The sequence below is a fragment of the Photobacterium ganghwense genome (assembly GCF_017329545.1).
Classification (GTDB): Bacteria; Pseudomonadota; Gammaproteobacteria; order Enterobacterales; family Vibrionaceae; genus Photobacterium; species Photobacterium ganghwense.
Map to the genome: position 1 here is coordinate 1,785,025 of NZ_CP071326.1, position 19,023 is coordinate 1,804,047.

Here is a 19,023-nt window from a genome sequence, read left to right on the forward strand (position 1 = left end):
CTATCGCTATGGCCTTAATACGCGGCGCTGTTGAAAAAAGTTATTAGCTTTACATTGGGGTAGGCGAGCTGTGCTTTATTAGGTGGCGTTGGCCGCAGTTTCTTTTTTATCTTTTGTGAATCTTCATCTAGAAACTCGACAGCCCCAAGTTCAGGTTAAGAAAGGTATGGCAAAGATTGGTTTACATATTGCAACTGATCTTTAGTTCTAAATAGCTTTGGGGCAAATTCGTGTTACCAATGGCGTCAGTCGTGACTCTGCACGCATGACCAAAAGTATGGAAAAACTCTATATACGTGGCCAGTTTTAGTTAATCACTACAAGATGTTTGGAACATCTTGACCAGAATAGTGGCCCCTAACTGGCTTAAGGTTTTAGCTTGGGTTTATCTTGGTAGGGTCATAGGGGGCGGTGTGTGTCTTGATTCTAAAAGCCGACCAGATTTCAGCGTGGTTTGATAGGTATCTACTGAAGAAAGACAAAGAGTAGACGTGATTGTGAAGCTCTAATATCGGTCTTTAGCATGATAAAAGCGAGTAGCCAAATAAAATGGTTCTCGCTTTTTTAATCAATTACCACGTTCGATTCGAGATAAAAATTACCCAGTAAACTCTTCAGAATCGGGACGATTGGTAAACTGCACACCATTTAAGAAGTCGCACAGCAGTTGGTCTTCACACTGTTTGTAGTTTTTGTTGTTTGGCTTGCGGAAATACGCACCAATTTCGTATTTACTTAAACTAATACCAACCACTTCTAATACGTCCAACACATCTTCTGCTTTCATGTCTAGCGCAATGCGCAGCTTCATGAGAATCATGTTGTTGGTCAACGTGACTTCTGGCTTAGGTTGCTCGCCGTCTTTTTTTCCTCTCTTGAGGTTAATAAAGCCATTTAAGAATACCGCTAACTCTTGATCCTTCATCTTAACGCAAGATTTGTCGCTTTCATCTTTTAACCAGTTTGCCACTTTATCGTGAGCCACAGTGACTTCGGCCTGCCAGAAAGCTTTCATTATCTGCGCGTTTTTAAGGTTTAACGCGTGTTGGATACGACGTAAAATTTCGTTGTTAGTCACTAGGGATTCCTAAAATGAGTTCTAAGGGTGAATAAAAATCCATCAATGACATGCGATCTGTGGGTGTCTTTATTCAATAGCGTAGTTGACGGTGACTCTAACAGAGAACACGTTTCTTCGGTAGGTTAAAAAATAGAAATAAGACGGCCTATTCGAACTAGTTGGCTAAGTTGGTAAGACCCCACTTTCATAGACACTATGCTGATTAGAAGAAGTAGGTCAAACCACCTCACTGTTATTTGTGAGGTAGAAGGTTACTGGCAAGGAATGGGGCATAAATGAGTTAAACATTATCAATTATAAACTTCATTTATGTCTTCTTACGTTCCCCTCTCCTCATCTTAAAAAAGCCCGCAGCTAAACCAGAGTTCTATCAAGAACTCCATCAATCACAACTCCCATCACTTAATAAAATTCTTTTCTTAAGATTTCTTCAGCCCCTACGACCAGAGTAAAAATTACACGGTAAAAGCCCCACAACGTGAAGAATATTTGGTTGAATACGCATTACACTTTAGAGATTTTTAAATATTTAAAACAAAATTTTAGACAAATACTCTTTATAAGAACACTTCATATCCTGTCATGTGCATAGAAAAGACAAAGATTTCCGACATTAATCGCACCAATTTGTCAGTACTGGCAATCATTCGCTGAACACAAGCTGACAACGAGTTTAAAACCCGATACGGCAAGTTTTCGGGACATCTTTCTGTCGTATCCAGTCGCAACATAAACAAACAAAACACTGATAAATAAGAAAATAAATCATGTTTCTTAATCACTGATTTCTCTTTTTATTTTACAGCCCAACACTGCCAGCGTTGTCGGTGATGAGCCAAGTGTCCGTAATCAATAAATAATCCGGTTTATGAGAATTTTACTTTTTTCTTTGGCAGATTTTCTTTCTTAAGGCTTTCTTAAGTTTTTCTCTCTAAGTTAGCAGTAACACCGCTTTCAGGGGAAAAGCCATGAGCAAGACACTTCAGCTTCGCGTGATTGACCGTCAACATCCGGAGCGCTCAAAAGTAGAAGAACACATTGCGCAACGTTACGAGAAAGCGTTTCATGCCCAGCTGTCAGAATTTATGCCGGTGTTGCTTGCAGTATATGGCGAACACGATGAGCTGCTGTCAGCCTGTGGCTTTCGGGTTGCCAGTGAAGAACCATTGTTTCTGGAACAATACCTGACGAAGCCTGCAGACGAACTCATGTCTGATGTTTTCCAACTGCCTGTTGGCCGCCATTCTCTGATTGAGATCGGCCAGCTGGCTTCTTTTTCTCAGGGCTCTGCCCCACAGCATTTCTTTTTGTTAAGCCAGTACCTGCTGGAACAGGGGTATCAGTGGTGCATTTTCACGGCGACCGACCCGCTACATGCCATGATGCACCGACTGGGACTCACCCCGATTCAGCTCAGCCTCGCCAGTGCCGACCACGTGCCGAACGCTGAAAAAATCTGGGGAAGCTACTACCAGCATCAGCCTCGGGTGTGCGGCGGCCAACTGCTGGCCGGTTACCAGCAACTCGCCAAGCGTTTCATGCGACTTCAGTCGTTGGCACAGGCGAGTTCAGGTGACATGTCTTCCGGCCATGCCGAGCCACCCCAACAGGCGCAAATGTGAACCTGATACAGATGCCGACAGCTACAACGCAATAAATGCACGGCAATTAACAACAAATTCATCACCACAGGCAGGGAAGCCACCCTCCGGCTATCTGTACTAAAGGGGAATCGGATGCACAATATTCAGCCAGCAACACTACCAGCCACCGTTCTGGCTGCCATTGAGAATCAGGTCAGACTGGCTCCTCATTCACCGGCGATCGTAGGCAATGTGAACGCTCAGCCACCCGGTGAAAGGGTCAGCCTGACCTACCAACAACTGTCCCAGGCGGTCAATACCGCTCGCGATGCCTTGCTTGCCTTTGGTGGCAGGCGGCTCGCGCTTCGTGCCGAAAACGGCCTGGAGTGGGCTATCGCGGATCTGGCGGCAATGGCTGCCGGACTGGTTCTTGTGCCGGTACCGCTGTTTTTCAGTCCGAGCCAGGTTGATCACCTGCTACAGGAAGCCGACATTGACACCCTGTGGGGACACTGGCCGTCTGACCTGCTGAATACCCTTAGCGGAGCCGCAGGCAAACACGTACGCAATGAAAAAGTAACCACTGAAAAAGTAACCAGTGCAAAATCCAGCAATGACATAGACAGAGAAGTGAACGCCGAGGCAGCCAAAACGGCGGAATACCCAGCCATCGCGGGATTAACGGTGCGCCGCTACGTTGCTCAGCCCAATACTGGCAACTCAAGCCCTGACAAAAGCCAGGACAATGTGGCACTGCCTGAGGGTACAGCAAAAATCACGTTTACCTCCGGCTCGACCGGGCACCCCAAAGGGGTTTGCCTAAGTCAGGCGCATCTGGATAAAACCAGCCATACGCTGGCTTCACAACTGGTACTGGCCGCAAACGGGGATACCGCAGCCCTGCCGCAACACCACATGGTGCTGCTGCCGCTGACCACTCTGCTGGAAAATATCACCGGTTTGTATGTCCCGCTGATGATGGGGATTCCGACCACGATTCTGCACGGCAGCCAGCTTGGCCTGAACGGCTCAAGCCAGTTTGATATCCGTCAGTTTGCAGCCGCCCTGTTCGAGTTGCAGCCGCAGAGTCTGGTGATCACACCAGCCTTATTGGGTGCCCTGTGCCATCTGGCCGCGGCCTCACCCTCGGTTGCCAAACCGCTGAAGTTCGTCGCCGTCGGAGGCGCACGGGTTTCAGAGAAATTGCTGATGCAGGCACACCATTTGGGTATTCCGGCTTTCGAGGGATACGGTCTGTCAGAATGCGGTTCCGTGGTCAGCCTGAATACGCCTAGGTATAACCGACCAGGGTGCAGCGGTATGCCGTTGCCTCATTGCCGGGTCAGCATCAGCGACGACGGCGAAGTAGTAGTACACCACGCCGGGATGCTTGGCTATGCAGGTACCGATCCGTCTTCACATCATCCCGACACCATTCATACCGGTGATCTGGGTTATTTAGACGATGACGGCTTTCTGCATATCACCGGCCGCCGGAAAAATGTGCTGATCACCAGCTTCGGCCGCAACATTTCTCCGGAATGGGTCGAATCAGAAGCTCAGCCTTATCCGGCGTTGCAACAAATGTTGGTTGCCGGTGATGGCATGGAGCGCCTGATCGCCATCGTCGGCTTACCCGCCGTTCAGAGGCTTCATACAACCGATCTGCAGCACAACACGACATCGCAGGATGAAGATGCGCGTCAGATTCAGGCACAAGCCGTTATCACCGCCATCGAAGCACTTAACAGCCAGCTACCTGATTATGCCCGTCTGGGGGCTGTGATTCTGACCGACGATTTCCGCCAGTCCCCAGACTTATTTACCGCCAATGGCCGTCCGAAACGCCAGGCTTTCCATGACCGTTTTCAGCATGTTCTGGCCGAATTAGCCACCGAGCAGGTCAACCTGACACACGATTTTCAGCCCATTGTGAAATGGCAGCTCAACAAGGATACGACTATGACCAACGAAACCGCTTTCTTTGACCAGCTGGTGCAACACACCCAGCCTGCCCGCGACACCATGTACCGTGCGCCGGTCTTTGCTGCCTGCGCGCAGGGAAATGTCACCCTTAACACGTATACCGCGTTTCTAACTCAGGCATACCATCACGTAAAACACACAGTCCCACTGCTGATGGCCTGCGGCTCCCGATTGCCGGAACGCTATGAATGGCTACGTCAGGCCATCGGTGAATATATTGAAGAGGAAAAAGGCCACCATGAGTGGATCCTCAACGACCTGACGGCCTGCGGTGCTGACGCCGATGCCGTTCGTGCCAATCAGGGCAAAGGCCGGGTCGGCAGCGATATTGAACTAATGGTCGCATACCTGTATCACCAGATTGACCGCTGCAACCCGCTGGCTTTCTTCGGCATGGTGTGGGTACTGGAAGGCACCAGTGTGGCCTCCGGCGGTGAAATGGCAGCGATGATCCAGAAAACCCTGAACCTGCCTAACAGCGCTATGAGCTACCTGATTTCTCACAGCTCGCTCGATCAGGAGCACATTCAGCTGTTTGAAGGGCTGATGAACCGCATTACGGATCCGGCTGACCAGCAAGCCATTCTTGACGGTGCCGACATGGTTTACCGCCTGTACGGGCAGATGCTGCACAACTTGCCAATTAGTGACAATAGCGCTGAGCAGGCCACCCAAGATACGCAGGGAGCATGTGCATGAAACTGACCAATAAACGGATACTGCTGACAGGCGCGACCGGCGGCATCGGGTCCGCCCTTGCCCGCCAGCTGGCTGCCAAGGGGGCTAACCTGATTCTTGTTGGCCGCAACCAGAGTAAGCTGGGCGCCCTGCTGCACCAGATCAGCCGGGGGGAATCGGTCACTCCAGCGCAACACCTGAGCCTGTGCGCCGACCTTTCGCAGCCGGACGACATAGAAGCGCTGCATCGCCAGTGCCTGACATGGCGCGATCAGGGAATCACCATCGACATGCTGATTAACAACGCCGGCAGCAACGAGTTTGCTTATCTGGCGCAGCGCAGCAGCGAAGCGATCACCCGGGAACTTCAGCTCAACCTGCTGGCCCCGATCCTGCTGTGTCAGAAGGCGATGTCATGGCTGAACCACCCCGGCCAGATCATGAATATCGGCTCGACATTCGGGGCGATCGGCTATCCCGGCTATACCACTTACTGTGCCGGTAAGGCCGGATTGTATCGGTTCAGCGAAGCCCTGAACCGGGAGCTGTCCGACAGCGGTATCACAGTGCAGTACCTTGGCCCACGCGCCACCGATACGGACCTCAATGATCAGCGGGTCACCGAATTAAACCAGCAACTGGGCAATAAAACAGACAGTCCGGAGGCGGTCGCGACGGCTATCGTGCATAGCCTCGAGCAGGAAACCCCTGCCCGCTGGCTGGGCTGGCCGGAAAAACTGTTTGTCAGACTGAACCAGTTGATCCCGAAGGTTGTGACAGCATCGATTCGTAAGCAACACGCAACCATCACTGATTTTGCAAGAAAACTGCCGTAACAGCGGCGAATGCACAGGAGATAAGATGATGAAACGTCATTCACGGATTTCTGCTTTGGCACCCGTCGCCGTAGCCCTGAGCCTGTTGGCAATGTCAGCCCTGACGCAAGCGGCAGACGACAACACGCTGAGCGATATTCAGCATCAGTGGGCAAAATGTAAATATGACACCTTCAACAAAGACAATCAGGTAGAATGTCTGGAAAAGCTGATTGATATCAACCAGAAAGCGGTAAGTCGTCAGCCTAAACGAGACGATCTGAAAGTCTGGCTGGCGATCAACAAAAGTACGCTGGCCGGGGTAGATGGCGGACTGAGTGCCCTGTCGCTGGTGAAAGAGTCTAAGTCTTTGCTGGAAAGCGTGATCCAGTCGAATCCAAACGTGCTGGAAGGTTCCGCTTATACCAGTTTGGGTACACTATACTACCAGGTACCTGGCTGGCCGATTGGCTTTGGCGATGATGACAAAGCCGAATCCATGCTAAAACGAGCCCTGGCGATTAACCCCAACGGCATCGACCCGAACTTTTTCTACGGTGATTTTCTGGCCCAGGACGGACGCAAATCCGAAGCCATTGCATACCTGAAGAAAGCCCAGAAGGCGAGCCCTCGTACCGGTCGCCAGCTGGCTGACAAAGGACGGCAGATGGAAATTGCCAACAAGTTGAAGGAACTGCAATAACCATGCGCATTCTGTTAGTAGAAGACGATGCCATGCTCGGTCAATCCATGGTGGCTTCCCTTAGCCGCCATGGCTATACCGTGGACTGGTTACAGCTCGGCAATGGTGTCGAGCTGGCGCTCAAAACCGAGTCTTTCATGGCCATTATTCTGGATTTAACCCTGCCCGATACCGACGGGCTGGATGTGCTGCGCCGCGTGCGTCGCAGTGGCCACACCCTGCCGATTCTGATCCTTACCGCCCGCGATGACATTGATGACCGAGTCAAAGGGCTTGATGGCGGTGCCGATGACTATCTGGTCAAGCCGTTCGCGCTGGAAGAACTGCTGGCTCGCCTGCGGGTATTAATCCGTCGGGTGGCAGGCAGTACCGATCCGGTGCTGGAAATCGGCGATCTCACCCTGTCGCTGAAAAACAATGACGTGTATGTACAGGGCAACCCGATCAAACTGACCAAAAATGAATTTAAGCTGCTGGCGACGCTGGCGACCCAATCCGGTCGGGTACTCAGTAAAGAAGCGCTGCAGCAGGCATTGCACGGCTGGGATGAACTGGCCAGCGATAACGCCATCGAAGTGCACATTCATAACCTGCGCAAAAAAGTCGGCAGTAAGCTGATTAAAAATATCCGCGGTGTGGGGTACATCATTGAAAACAGCTGACGCCAAGCCTTTTTCCATCAAACGCAGACTGATCCTCACCTCGGTGGGGGTCGCTGCGTTTTTGGTACTCATCTCTTGGGTGTCGATTTTCTTTGAAGCCCACCACGAGATTGATGAAGTGTACGATGCCAGGCTTGGTCAGTCGGCCAAAATTCTGGCCCTGAGCATGCCGCATCTGCTGCGCGAGCCTGCTGATATCCGAGCCCAGGCGTATTCGGGCTGGTATCAGAACATTCAGCGCTACGGCGGCGGCGATGACGATACCCTCACCCCTTACGGGCACCCTTACGAACAGAACCTGATGTTTCAGTTCTACAGTCAGGGCGAGATTCTGATCAAATCACCCGGCGCACCGGATACTCTGATCGGAGAGCCCGGTACGCTGGGTTATGGTAAAGTCGAGATTAACGGTGAGCCGTGGCGGCGCTTTCAGATTGAGTTACCCCCTCAGCACGGCCTGCTGAAACCGGCCTATCTGGTGGTGGCCGAGAAACAGGCGATTCGCCGTGAGCTGATCAACGAAATCGCGGTATCCACCGCCGCCCCGCAGCTGATACTGATAGCCGTACTGGCTGTCACGCTGATTCTGATCACCAACAAATTTTTCCGTCCGATCAATGAACTGCGTCAGGCGATCTCCGAACGACATATCAACCGGCTAGACGCCATCAGCGTCAAACACCCGACCATCGAGCTGGAACCATTGGTCCGGCAGCTCAACTACATGCTGGGCGAGGTAGAAAAAGCCTGGAGCCGGGAAAAACGGCTGACCCAGACTGCGGCCCATGAGCTGAAAACCCCGCTGGCAGTATTACGCCTGAATGCGGAAAATGCCCTAGATGCCCTGAGCCGCCAGCAACACCATGAGCTGCGCTCTGACCTGCAACAGATTTTGCGCGGTATTGAGCGTACCGACCGGGTTATTCAGCAACTGCTTATGCTGTCCCGTGTTGAAGCGCACCATAATCAGCACATCGAATCGCTGGATCTGGCTGAAAACCTGCGTAACGTTATTGCCAATCTGGTGCCGCTGGCGCTGAAAAATGACCAGCATCTGGCCCTCGACGGACCGGAATCCGTCCGCATCATGGGCTACCCGATCCTCCTGTCGGTGTTGTTCAGTAACCTGATGGACAATGCGATTCGCTACGCCGGTAAAGAGGCTGACATTACCGTTACCCTGTCCACCACCAAAGACTGGGTAGAAGTCACGGTCAGTGACAGCGGAGAAGCCATTCCGGATAGCCTGAGGGATAAGATTTTCGAAAAGTTCTTTCGTGCCCATACCGAACGCGGTGACGGAGCCGGACTGGGCATGTCGATCATCAAAGATATTGCGTCGCTGCATGGCGGCAGCATCGAACTGTTACCGGCCTCCGGCCCTCGAGGCAACCAGTTTCGGGTGAAATTACCGGCCCGCTCAGCTCAGATTGCACCGGTAAATGTCATCGCCAAAACCCGGAATGAGCCCCATCCTGCGGGTTAACCGCTGAACGTCAGACACAAAGCGCGCAATATCTGCGCGCTTTTTTTATGTCTTTTCAGGGCAATTTTGCCTCTGAACGGTGCCGATATTAAGCACAAGATAGCCGTCACAAGCTAGCAGGCACCAAATTAAGTGACCAAAAAATAAGTGACACCAAAGTAAGTGACAGAAAGTTAAGCCGCACAAAGAGGCCACACAGACAAAAAGGCGGGGTCAGCCCGACTTCAGCGTCAGGGTCGACAGATTCTGGTGATCCCAAATCCACGCACGGTCAGGGCGAACCGGTATACCGCCCACGGCGTACTCACCCCAACTGGCAGTTTGGCGATGCCTGACGACTTGCCAGCCCAGCGCTGTCAGTGCCAGCTTGTGGCGCATCCAGTCAGACTCCGTCAGGGGTTGTTGCCCAGTATTATCAACATTGTTCGCACTGTCCGGGTTGCTCTCTGCGATGCTGACACGCTGCACTAAAGCATTGTCTCCCACCAGCAGCGGCTTAATTACCGCCCAGAGCATGACATCCCCCAGAAAAGGCAGCGGCTCCAAAGCCTGATAGCGTTGGAACAGGGTCGTAAAAGGCACTCCTGTGTGGTGCTCTTTGTCCTGTATTAACTTGCTGTCGCCTGTCTGCCCGGTCAGAGCATCCCCTTCAGTTGCCAGCGCCTCCAGTGCCAGCCACTGGGTCAGTCCCAGCCCGGAGTTCTGATGCGGTAGTTCCTGAAGATGACGACGCAATACCGCAGCCAGATTGGGCAACTGAGCCCATTGCCCTGACGAGGAGAGTAACCGCACTAACGACATGGGTGACTCATCACACAGCGCATCCCAAACCCGACTCGCCGTGGTCATCATTGCTTCACTGACAGATCGTCGCGACTGCCACAATGCCCGCAAACCCTCCGCCGGTAATTGTCCCAGCCCGATAAACCTGTCCTGTCCCGGGAACCGGTTCACCTCAATTAGCTCAAGCACAGGCTGCGGTTTTTGATCCGCCCCGGGCGACACCATATGTGCACACCACTCGGCCAACACCCGCACCATCATCAGCTGATCATAATTGTCGTGTTCAACCCATAGCACCAGCCGTTCATAGGTCGAGTCGAGCAACTGAGCGCGCTTTTGCTGCCCGTCGGCAAGTAACATGGCTTCCGTCGTGATCGTATCGCCCATCGCCGTCAGTAAATGCTGACGAACAAAGCGCGCTCGCACAGCCTCGCAGCGCCGGGGATCGCGGTCGAGAGGTCCCAGACAAAACGGGTCGATATAGGGCAGGAAATCGCCGGTGAATCCGGCTTCCGTCAGTCGATGCTGAATGTCGTGACCACACCGCACATGCAAAGTGCGTTGGTCATTGTCAAGCGGGGCGACCTTGTGCGCAATCTGCTGCCGGTGATAATCCAACTGGTCAGTGTGCACTTTCAACTGGGCCCAACTGGGCAAACCCAGCTCACGAGCAATAACCAGCTGAATATCAGCCAGCCGAATATTGTCCGTATTCAGCGACATTGCTTTGGGGTGATGCGCCCGCACCTGCTGCCATTCTTGCGAATCGCTGTGCTTAAGGGCTTTCAGACGTTGCTTGGCTCGGCGTTTCAACACGTCGAGACGCAAGGAAAAAGCGTTGTGAGTTGTCATGATTTCACCTGTCTCATGCTTCTGTGCTCGCCCGGCAGAAGAGAAGGCAAAACAAGTTGTAGGCAGCGGCACAATCTGCCGCTCTCAGTTAAAGTTACCTTGGATTTCATCCTTTCCGCGAGCCGGTGGCGCAGGTAGCGCCTGCGGAAAGGATATAACACCCGCCAAACGTTGCAAAGCGGGACGAGCGAGTAAAACCCAAAAACGTGAACGACCAACACATCACGCCGTGCGTTGCCGCGCGACTGGAATTTGCTTGCTTTTCAGCGACATTGCGACTTGCAGGCTCGATTTTTGAGCCTTAAGTGAATCTGAGCTACCCGGAACAAAACAGCCGTTATGCACTAATCAGCGACTGCTCACTGACAAAAATTGTCGGGACAACAGACACGCCTTCCTTTGCCGCCATCGCCGTCAACGCCACTTCCGAGGCGCGCTGAATATGTTTTACGCAGGCTCGGTGTGCCGCGGCAACATCACGCTGCACAATGGCATCAACGATCGCGCTCATCTCTTCAATACTCTCCATGTATCGATTTTCCTGGGAAATCGATGTGGCACGTAGCAGGTTGATACGCGCCTGTTGCTGGCGCAGCAGTTTCGCCGCCGTCTGGTTACCGCACCCTTCATACAGCAGCTCGTAAAAATCATTGACGCTGTCGAGGATGTTGGAAACATTCCCCTGTGTCAGGCGACGCGTCAGCAGATGAAGTGTGGTTTCCAGCATCTGCAGGTGCTTGTCAGACGCATTGATGGTGTACAGCTGAACAATCAGGCTTTCTAAGCTGGCTCGCAGCTCGTAAATCTCTTTCGCGGTTTCCAGCGTTAACTTGGTAACAATCGGCCCTTTGTTTTCCAGGTAATCAACCAGCCCTTCGGATTCGAGGTGGCGCAGTGCTTCACGTACCGACGTCCGGCTGACTCCCAGCATGTCACAGAGATCCCGTTCAACCAGGCGATCTCCGGGAAGAAGCTGAAAATTCATAATGGCACTGCGTAAGGTTGCCAGCACTTTCTCGCGCAACGGAATCCGACTGTTTTCTATCTTCATTAGTTGCGTGGGTTGCCTGATCATCTTGATATCCTACTGGTCGTGGGATGGCATAGACCGAAGTAAACTACAGCACCATGCATCCATATATTTAGTGTGGGCGGGGCTCATTATAAGTGATAGCAAATAACGATTTAAGGTAATTTTTGTGCTAGGCATGGCCTTTTCCACACATAACACTTTGATTATACACCTTCGACAATGACAACTTGTGCCGTGGCGATGCCAGCCCGGTGTACTTTGGCCTTCTGATAGCTGTCGGAATGGTAGCAGTTCAGCGCCTGTTCAAACGACGGGAATTCAATGATGACATTCCGTTGATGTTCGTTTCCTTCCAACTGCGTAAAACGTCCGCCGCGGGCCAGTAACTGGCCATTAAATTGCTGAAATGCCGCCGGTGCCAGGTCGGTATAAGAACGATATTTTTCAGGATGATGAACGGTGACATGAGCGATCCAATACCCTTTCATGATTCCTCCTAACCGCTTTGGGTTGCTGTCGAGTGATTTGTTAAGTTAAGTGTTGAGGCGCTTGCTGAGTGAACCACTTGGGTTAATGCCTGAATGAATGATTCGGTAAACAAGCGGGTCAAAATAAAGTCGTCAAAAAAGCCCCACCAGGCAGTGGGGCAAGGCAGAAAGAAACTGTCAGTCAAACCGTTTACTGAAAGGCAGGCATTACCTTTTCGATGAACAACTGCAGGGACTTTTTCTTCTCCTCAAAACTTAAACTGTTATCAGCCCAGTAGCTGTACTGGCTTACCCCCAGCGACTCGTAGTATTTCAAACGCGCGATGACCTCGTCCGGGGTGCCCACAGCCAGATTGTTACGCAATGCCGACGGGCTGAAGCTCTCGCCGAGATCTTCGGTGCTCAAGCGGTTTACAAACCCATTGTCTGGGGTCTGTGTGTTTTTCGCCCAGGCCATGAACATGGCATACCAGTGGTGCAGAGCGTCTGTACCCGCTTGCAACTCCTGCTCATTTTCGCCGACGAACGTATGGCGAAGCAGCATGATATCGGGACGACTCACCTGCGGATTGTTCGCAATCGCGTCATTGAATTTGTGCATAAGATCCTGAACTTCTTCATCATCTTTTTGCAGCGGAGTCACCATGACATTGCAGCCGGCGCTGACGGCAAAATTGTGCGAATCCGGATCCCGGGCAGCAATCCACATTGGCGGATGCGGCTGCTGAAGCGGCTTAGGCACGCTGGTCGTGGTTGGGAACTGGAACAGCTCACCGTCATGGGCATAATCACCCGCCCATAACTTCTGCAGCGCAGGCACCATTTCACGCAGGTATTTGCCGCCATCTGCAGATGGCATACCATTCATGACCCGATCAAATTCTGCCTGATACGCGCCACGGGCAATCCCGAATTCCAGGCGTCCGTTACACATGATATCGGCCAGCGCCGCTTCACCAGCCAGCTTCACCGGATGCCAGAACGGAGCGATAAACGTTCCTGCGCCTAAGCGGATAGTGCTCGTTTTATCCGCCAGATAAGCAATGAAATTAAGCGGGTTCGGGGCAATGGTAAACTCCATAGCATGGTGTTCACCAATCCAGGCCATTTCAAAACCACCTTGCTCAGCAATTTGCACAAGCTCCGTCAGTTCAGCCAGTGACTGCTGGTGAGTTTTGCTCTCATCGTAGCGTTCCATGTGAAGGAATAAGGAGAATTTCATGTCAAGTTTCCTTTCTTGTCGTTTTGTTTGCTTGGGCTTGTCTTGTGATTGATAGCCCGCCATTGGATTGCCCTGATCACTTAGAAAGTGCCGGGGCGGGCTTAAATTTGTTCACTTTGGGTGCCGGGTCTTGGCTTGGTGATGCCTGGTATTCAGTGCTGGTATACAAATCTTTCATCAGGCAATACCCCATGACGATCAATACCAGGGAAAAAGGGAGTGCCGCGGCGATTGAAGCAGCCTGAAGCCCTTGTAAACCGCCAGCCATCAACAGAATACCGGCTACCACACCTAAACCTGCTCCCCATACCACGCGCATGCGAATTGGCGGATGGTCATCACCCATCGACAGAATGGTGCAAATCACCAGCGTGGCCGAATCAGCGGAAGTAACGAACCAGGAGATAATCATCAAGGTTGCCAGCGCAGCCATTGGCCAAGTCAGCCAGTGCACATTAATGGCTTCGATGGTGCTGTACAGAACCATGGTCAGGTTTTCATTCACGACATCAGTCAGACCACCCACGCCATGCAGTTCGATAAAGCTGGCTGTCCCGCCCATAATAGTGATCCAGGTGAAGGCACCCAGGGTGCTGCTCACGATGCCGCCCAGCATCAGTTCGCGGATGGTGCGCCCTTTTGAAATACGGGCAATGAAAATCCCCACATATGGGCCCCAGCTCAGCCACCATGCCCAGTAGAAAATCGTCCACCAGCCCTGCCACTGACGTTCAGGTTGAGGATCAACCCACAGCGACATGGATACGAAGTTCGCCAGGTAATCCCCCAAGTTGGTAAAGAATGCGCCAAATAAGTACGCCGTTGGACCGGCAATCACAAAGAACAGAAACAGGATTGAGCTGATGCGCACATTCCACTGGCTGAGCAGCTTAATGCCTTTTTGCAGACCGGAGACCGCAGAGAACGTAGCGACCGAACCCACCACGACAATCAGAATCAGCTGATTTACGGAGTTAATCTCGATACCGAACAGGTAGTTAAGCCCGGCGTTCATTTGAGAAACCCCCAGCCCCAGGGTTGTCGCCGTACCAAACAAAGTGCTGAAAATAGCCAGTAGATCAACAGCATGCCCAATTGGCCCGTAAATACGTTTGCCAAGAATGGGGTATAACGCAGAACGGATGGTCAGCGGCAACCCTTTACGGTACGCAAAATAAGCGAGAATCAACCCGACCAGTACATAGACGCTCCAGGCGTTGAATCCCCAGTGAAAAATGGTGATTCGCATGGCGATTTGCGCAGCTTCCTGCGTTCCAGGTGCAACCTGCGCCATTTCAGCAAAGGGATTCCCCTGAAGATAAGTCAGTGGCTCAGCGATGCTCCAGAACATCAGCCCCGTCCCCACGGCCGCACTGAACAGCATGGCAAACCAGGTGAAGTTATTGAATTCCGGGCGATCGGTATCTTTTCCTAACCGGACATCCCCGAATTTACTGAAAGTTACCCAGACCGAAAAAACAAAAATAACGGCAACGGCGGCAATGTAATACCAGCCAAAGTTAGCGGTAATCCACTGCTTAACCCCGTTGTAGACCGTGTTTGCCAGATCGATCTGCAGAACGGAAAAAAGCACAAATGCTGACACCATAGCCAGAGAGGCTATGGTCATGGTCTGGTTAACCCCTCGAAATATCCCTTTCCTGTTAACCATGTTGTTATTGGAAATCATGCCGGATTGCTCCATATCACGCTGTTAATTGTGCCTTAGCCGAACTGCAGTAACCCTGTGGCCACTTCAACTTTGGACACCCCTTGTTATCTCACCAGCATCTGCGGTGAATATTTTAATGTATCTCTTGGTATACCATAACACCAAAAAACCATGCTTCAAGGCATACAATTAACAAACACTTAACACACACGAACCTATCAAATTATTGTTTTTATTAAGATTAATTTAAATAACAATAATAAAAACGAACACTTCAACAGATTATCTTTTTTAACATTCTGTGATCATTGATCACTTTTTGATAATTTAGTAAATATCTTAAGATACAGAACATAACGATATAAATAATTGATTTTTAATCATAAAATGTAAATCAACATCAACCAGAGCCGCAGTTTATGGTTTAATAACGCTTTCTTTTTGACCTCTAGGTTTGGTATACCATAATACAACAAGCGGGAGCAGGTTCTCGCAATGACCTAACCAAAGAGGAAAACGGCAATGGCTTTTAACATCAGAAAGGTGTGCACCTATATCGAAGAAACCCATATCGAAGGCGGTAAAGCTGGGGAAAAACCGATCAGAATGGCTGGCGTTGCCGTCGTTATTGAAAACCCTTGGCACGGAAAAGGATTTGTTGAAAACCTGCGTCCGGAAATCATTGATGGCTGTTCAGAACTGGGGGCCTTGATTGTCGATAAGTTATGCGCCGTCATGGGCGGCAGTGAAAACATTGAGGCCTATGGCAAAGCGGCAGTTGTCGGCGTTGAGGGTGAGATTGAACACGCATCAGCGGTCATCCACACCCTGCGTTTTGGCAACCACTATCGAGAAGCTGTGAATGCCAAAAGCTACCTGAGCTTTACCAACAAACGCGGCTCGGCGGGAACGTCCATCCAGATTCCGATGATGCACAAAGATGACGAAGGCATGCGCTCTCACTACATCACCCTGGAAATGAAGATCGAAGATGCACCGGCAGCAAATGAAATTGTGGTGGTGCTGGGTGCATCTGACGGCGGCCGCGTGCATCCCCGAATTGGCAACCGATACATTGACCTTGAAGAGCTGGCACAAGAAAAAGCCGCTCGTGAACAGCAATAAGGATGCCTATGGAAAGCATGAAATTAGTTGATGGAACCAGCTACTTTTCATGTGGAGATGGCGACACCGTTATCTTCATACATGGTGTAGGACTGGATAAATCCATGTGGGGCGGTCAGATCGCCGGGCTGAAACAGCACTTTCATCTGATTGGGTACGACATGCTCGGACACGGTGACAGCCCGGAGCCACCCGACGCTGCCTGTATTGAGGATTATGCCGATCAACTGGAACGCCTGATCAGTACTCTGGCATTGAACAAGCCTGTCACTGTGGTGGGCTTTTCGATGGGCGGGCTGGTCGCCAGAGCTTTTGCCCTGAAATACCCCCACCGTATCGACAGAATGGTGATTTTAAACAGCGTCTTTGACCGTACCGAGCAACAACGGAATAACGTGTTGTCCCGCTGTGACGAAGTGAAAGCAAAAGGGCCGGGTGCCAACGTTGAGGCTGCGATTGAGCGCTGGTTCAGCAAAGAGTACCGCGGCGCTAGCCCGGCACAGGTTGCCGCCTTTAAAAAGCGCATTATCACTAACAGCCCGACGGGTTACTTACAGACCTATCAGTTATTCGGACAACATGATAATTATGGACGTGAGCGTCTTAAATCACTGCATATTCCAGTGTTGGTTGCCACCGGGGAACAAGATGTCGGTTCGACACCCCGTATGGCAAAAATGCTGGCCAGTTATCTGCCAAACGCAGACGTTGTGATTTTAGATGGTCAGCGACACATGATGCCTGTGGAATCTCCACAGATGATCAACGACATGTTGATGTCGTTCTTAACCCGCCAGCGTGAGCAAGTGACACTACAGGAGGTCGTTCATGGCGCTTGAGAAATTTCAGATGCTGATCGACGGGCAATGGGTACCCGCTCAGAGCGGCAAGACCTTTGACAGCTACAACCCGGCCACTGAACAGCCGTGGGCTACCTTCCCGTTTGCTGATGAGCAGGATGTGGATCGTGCGGTTCAATCGGCGCATAACACTTTTCTGTCTGCGGCGTGGGCATTGACCACTGCGGCACAGCGCGGAAAACTGCTGCGCCGCCTGGGTGATCTTATTGCAGACAACACCTCGCAACTGGCCGAACTGGAAAGCCGTGATAACGGCAAGCTGATCCGAGAGACCCTTGCCCAGGTCCGTTACTTACCGGAGTTTTTCTATTACTTCGCCGGACTGGCTGACAAAACCGAAGGGGAAACGCTGGCACTGGATAAACCCGACATGTTCGCCTACACCGTTCGTGAACCGCTCGGGGTAATCGCCGGTATCATTCCCTGGAACTCACCGTTGTATCTGACCGCTATCAAGATCGCCCCGGCACTGGCAGCCGGGAACACTGTGGTACTCAAGCCATCAGAACACGCATCTGCCACCTTGCTGGAACTGGGACGTCTGGTAATGGAAGCCGGTTTCCCGGCAGGCGCTGTCAATGTGATCACCGGGTACGGCCTGCCGTGCGGCGACGCACTGACCCGTCACCCATTAGTACGCAAAGTGGCTTTCACCGGCGGCGGTGAAAGTGCCCGGCATGTGATTCGTAACTCTGCTGAAAACTACGCCAAACTCTCGCTGGAGCTGGGCGGGAAATCCCCCAATATCATTTTCAGTGATGCGGATATCGACAGTGCGGTCAACGGAGCCGTTGCCGGAATTTTCGCGGCCGCAGGGCAAAGCTGTGTGTCAGGCTCACGCCTGCTGGTACAGCAGGATATCTACGACGAGTTCGTCAGCAAGCTGACTGCCCGGGCGGAACGTATCGTCATCGGTGACCCGGCTCAGCCTGAGACGGAAATGGGGCCGATGGCCACGAAAGCACAGCTGGAAACCGTTGAGAAATACGTCGATATCGCGTTAACAGAAGGGGCTCGATTGAGAACCGGCGGTAAACGTGCCGATCTCGCCGCAGGCTGGTACTACACCCCAACCATTCTGGAATGCACCCGCCATAGCGACACTGTCGTGCAGGAAGAAATTTTCGGCCCCGTCGCCACCGTCATTCCGTTTGCCGATGAAGCCGAAGCACTGGCGCTGGCGAACGATACCCAATACGGTTTGGCCGCTGGAATCTGGACGCAGAATCTGGCCAAAGCACATCGCATGATCAAGGGGATTCGTTCAGGCATTGTGTGGGTCAATACCTATCGTGCCGTTTCGGCGGCCGCCCCGATTGGCGGTTATGGCCAGAGCGGCTATGGCCGGGAGTGTGGCAGCGATGCCATTAATGACTTTACCCAGCTCAAAACGGTGTGGATTAACACCTCATCCGAACCGATGGCTGACCCGTTTATTATGCGTTAAGAAGGGACTCAACATGTCTATTGAACAAGCGACCACCGCCGTTTCTCCGGATCTGTACAAAAATATCATGGGGCAATTCCCTACCGGCGTCACTGTCATCACCGCGTATAACGATCTGGGTGATGTCGTGGGCTTTACCGCCAGTGCGTTCAGCGCATTGTCGATGGACCCGGCCCTAGTGCTGGTTTGCCCTAGTTACAACTCAGATTCATACCCGGTGATCAAAGACACCCAAAAGTTTGCCATCCACATTCTGGCCGATGATCAACAAGCCATTGCCTACCAATTTGCCAAAAAAGGCATCGATAAGTCGCAAGGGCTCGACATCGAGAAGAGTGCCAATGGCCTGCCAGTCATTCAGGGGGCACTCGCGGTCATGGAATGCGAACTGTGGAATGACTATCCCGGCGGCGATCACGCCATTCTAGTCGGGCAGATTCTCCACGCCGAGCTGGCGGATACCAACACCGTGTCACCGCTGTTGTACTGTCGCAGCAAAATGGGATCGCTGCCTGAAATGGGCTAATTACTCAAGCACGTTGAAAAG

Annotated in this window: 16 protein-coding genes and 1 pseudogene; 11 read left to right on the forward strand and 6 right to left on the reverse strand. The window is 51.9% G+C overall.

Annotated elements, in window-relative coordinates; genetic code table 11:
* Positions 1-598: 598 nt before the first annotated feature.
* Positions 599-1,078 carry a YehS family protein gene (locus FH974_RS24150; protein ID WP_047885123.1) on the reverse strand — a complete coding sequence of 160 codons (480 nt, stop codon included), beginning with the start codon at positions 1,076-1,078 and terminating at the stop codon, positions 599-601.
* A gap of 971 nt (positions 1,079-2,049) precedes the next feature.
* Between FH974_RS24150 and FH974_RS24155 the strand changes: the two genes are divergently transcribed.
* From FH974_RS24155 to FH974_RS24180, 7 genes and pseudogenes are all read left to right on the forward strand, one after another.
* The gene (locus FH974_RS24155; RefSeq protein WP_047885122.1) at positions 2,050-2,703 is read left to right on the forward strand and encodes a thermostable hemolysin; all 654 of its coding nucleotides are present in this window, start codon (positions 2,050-2,052) and stop codon (positions 2,701-2,703) included.
* Positions 2,704-2,817: 114 nt separating this feature from the next.
* A pseudogene (locus FH974_RS26290) lies at positions 2,818-4,539 on the forward strand (AMP-binding protein); the annotation flags it as partial.
* A gap of 87 nt (positions 4,540-4,626) precedes the next feature.
* Entirely contained in the window at positions 4,627-5,349 is a 723-nt protein-coding gene (locus tag FH974_RS26295; protein ID WP_242551987.1) for an iron-containing redox enzyme family protein, read from the forward strand.
* Positions 5,346-6,164, forward strand: coding sequence for an SDR family oxidoreductase (locus FH974_RS24165; RefSeq protein ID WP_047885121.1), 819 nt, complete (start codon positions 5,346-5,348; stop codon positions 6,162-6,164). The genes FH974_RS26295 and FH974_RS24165 overlap by 4 nt, the downstream gene beginning before the upstream one ends.
* A 25-nt stretch (positions 6,165-6,189) precedes the next feature.
* Positions 6,190-6,846 carry a tetratricopeptide repeat protein gene (locus tag FH974_RS24170; protein WP_422894367.1) on the forward strand — a complete coding sequence of 219 codons (657 nt, stop codon included), beginning with the start codon at positions 6,190-6,192 and terminating at the stop codon, positions 6,844-6,846.
* A gap of 2 nt (positions 6,847-6,848) precedes the next feature.
* Positions 6,849-7,508: a response regulator gene (locus FH974_RS24175; RefSeq protein WP_047885120.1), complete on the forward strand. Its 660-nt coding sequence runs from the start codon at positions 6,849-6,851 to the stop codon at positions 7,506-7,508.
* Positions 7,495-8,994, forward strand: a complete 1,500-nt coding sequence (locus FH974_RS24180) for a sensor histidine kinase (protein ID WP_047885119.1) — start codon at positions 7,495-7,497, stop codon at positions 8,992-8,994. The genes FH974_RS24175 and FH974_RS24180 overlap by 14 nt, the downstream gene beginning before the upstream one ends.
* A gap of 213 nt (positions 8,995-9,207) precedes the next feature.
* Here the strand turns inward: FH974_RS24180 and FH974_RS24185 are convergent, their stop codons facing one another.
* The 5 genes from FH974_RS24185 to FH974_RS24205 all read right to left on the reverse strand — a co-directional run bounded on the left by FH974_RS24185 (position 9,208) and on the right by FH974_RS24205 (position 15,002).
* Positions 9,208-10,629: a DUF1835 domain-containing protein gene (locus FH974_RS24185; protein ID WP_047885118.1), complete on the reverse strand. Its 1,422-nt coding sequence runs from the start codon at positions 10,627-10,629 to the stop codon at positions 9,208-9,210.
* Positions 10,630-10,966: 337 nt separating this feature from the next.
* Positions 10,967-11,704 carry a GntR family transcriptional regulator gene (locus FH974_RS24190; protein ID WP_047885117.1) on the reverse strand — a complete coding sequence of 246 codons (738 nt, stop codon included), beginning with the start codon at positions 11,702-11,704 and terminating at the stop codon, positions 10,967-10,969.
* 161 nt (positions 11,705-11,865) lie between these two features.
* Positions 11,866-12,150 (reverse strand): DUF1330 domain-containing protein, encoded by a 285-nt coding sequence (locus FH974_RS24195; protein ID WP_047885116.1) that lies wholly within the window; start codon positions 12,148-12,150, stop codon positions 11,866-11,868.
* Positions 12,151-12,340: 190 nt separating this feature from the next.
* Positions 12,341-13,372: an LLM class flavin-dependent oxidoreductase gene (locus tag FH974_RS24200; RefSeq protein WP_047885115.1), complete on the reverse strand. Its 1,032-nt coding sequence runs from the start codon at positions 13,370-13,372 to the stop codon at positions 12,341-12,343.
* Between the two features lie 76 nt (positions 13,373-13,448).
* Entirely contained in the window at positions 13,449-15,002 is a 1,554-nt protein-coding gene (locus FH974_RS24205) for a BCCT family transporter (protein ID WP_242551926.1), read from the reverse strand.
* Positions 15,003-15,566: 564 nt separating this feature from the next.
* Between FH974_RS24205 and FH974_RS24210 the strand changes: the two genes are divergently transcribed.
* Genes FH974_RS24210 through FH974_RS24225 form a run of 4 tightly spaced genes read left to right on the forward strand, consistent with a single transcriptional unit; the run spans position 15,567 to position 19,002 of the window.
* The gene (locus FH974_RS24210; protein ID WP_047885113.1) at positions 15,567-16,169 is read left to right on the forward strand and encodes an amino acid synthesis family protein; all 603 of its coding nucleotides are present in this window, start codon (positions 15,567-15,569) and stop codon (positions 16,167-16,169) included.
* 17 nt (positions 16,170-16,186) lie between these two features.
* Positions 16,187-17,008 (forward strand): alpha/beta fold hydrolase, encoded by an 822-nt coding sequence (locus tag FH974_RS24215; protein WP_084712550.1) that lies wholly within the window; start codon positions 16,187-16,189, stop codon positions 17,006-17,008.
* A complete protein-coding gene (locus FH974_RS24220; RefSeq protein ID WP_047885111.1) occupies positions 16,998-18,476 on the forward strand; it encodes an aldehyde dehydrogenase in 1,479 nt (492 codons plus the stop codon). The genes FH974_RS24215 and FH974_RS24220 overlap by 11 nt, the downstream gene beginning before the upstream one ends.
* Before the next feature lie 13 nt (positions 18,477-18,489).
* Positions 18,490-19,002, forward strand: a complete 513-nt coding sequence (locus FH974_RS24225; RefSeq protein ID WP_047885110.1) for a flavin reductase family protein — start codon at positions 18,490-18,492, stop codon at positions 19,000-19,002.
* The last annotated feature ends 21 nt before the right edge of the window (positions 19,003-19,023 follow it).

Coding starts and splice junctions, on each gene's coding strand:
- FH974_RS24190 (WP_047885117.1), bottom strand. CDS start 11,704: ATGATCAGGCAACCCACGCAACTAATGAAGATAGAAAACAGTCGGATT.
- FH974_RS24215 (WP_084712550.1), top strand. CDS start 16,187: ATGAAATTAGTTGATGGAACCAGCTACTTTTCATGTGGAGATGGCGAC.
- FH974_RS24155 (WP_047885122.1), top strand. CDS start 2,050: ATGAGCAAGACACTTCAGCTTCGCGTGATTGACCGTCAACATCCGGAG.
- FH974_RS26295 (WP_242551987.1), top strand. CDS start 4,627: ATGACCAACGAAACCGCTTTCTTTGACCAGCTGGTGCAACACACCCAG.
- FH974_RS24205 (WP_242551926.1), bottom strand. CDS start 15,002: ATGACCATAGCCTCTCTGGCTATGGTGTCAGCATTTGTGCTTTTTTCC.
- FH974_RS24195 (WP_047885116.1), bottom strand. CDS start 12,150: ATGAAAGGGTATTGGATCGCTCATGTCACCGTTCATCATCCTGAAAAA.
- FH974_RS24225 (WP_047885110.1), top strand. CDS start 18,490: ATGTCTATTGAACAAGCGACCACCGCCGTTTCTCCGGATCTGTACAAA.
- FH974_RS24170 (WP_422894367.1), top strand. CDS start 6,190: ATGATGAAACGTCATTCACGGATTTCTGCTTTGGCACCCGTCGCCGTA.
- FH974_RS24185 (WP_047885118.1), bottom strand. CDS start 10,629: ATGACAACTCACAACGCTTTTTCCTTGCGTCTCGACGTGTTGAAACGC.
- FH974_RS24210 (WP_047885113.1), top strand. CDS start 15,567: ATGGCTTTTAACATCAGAAAGGTGTGCACCTATATCGAAGAAACCCAT.
- FH974_RS24165 (WP_047885121.1), top strand. CDS start 5,346: ATGAAACTGACCAATAAACGGATACTGCTGACAGGCGCGACCGGCGGC.
- FH974_RS24200 (WP_047885115.1), bottom strand. CDS start 13,372: ATGAAATTCTCCTTATTCCTTCACATGGAACGCTACGATGAGAGCAAA.
- FH974_RS24175 (WP_047885120.1), top strand. CDS start 6,849: ATGCGCATTCTGTTAGTAGAAGACGATGCCATGCTCGGTCAATCCATG.
- FH974_RS24220 (WP_047885111.1), top strand. CDS start 16,998: ATGGCGCTTGAGAAATTTCAGATGCTGATCGACGGGCAATGGGTACCC.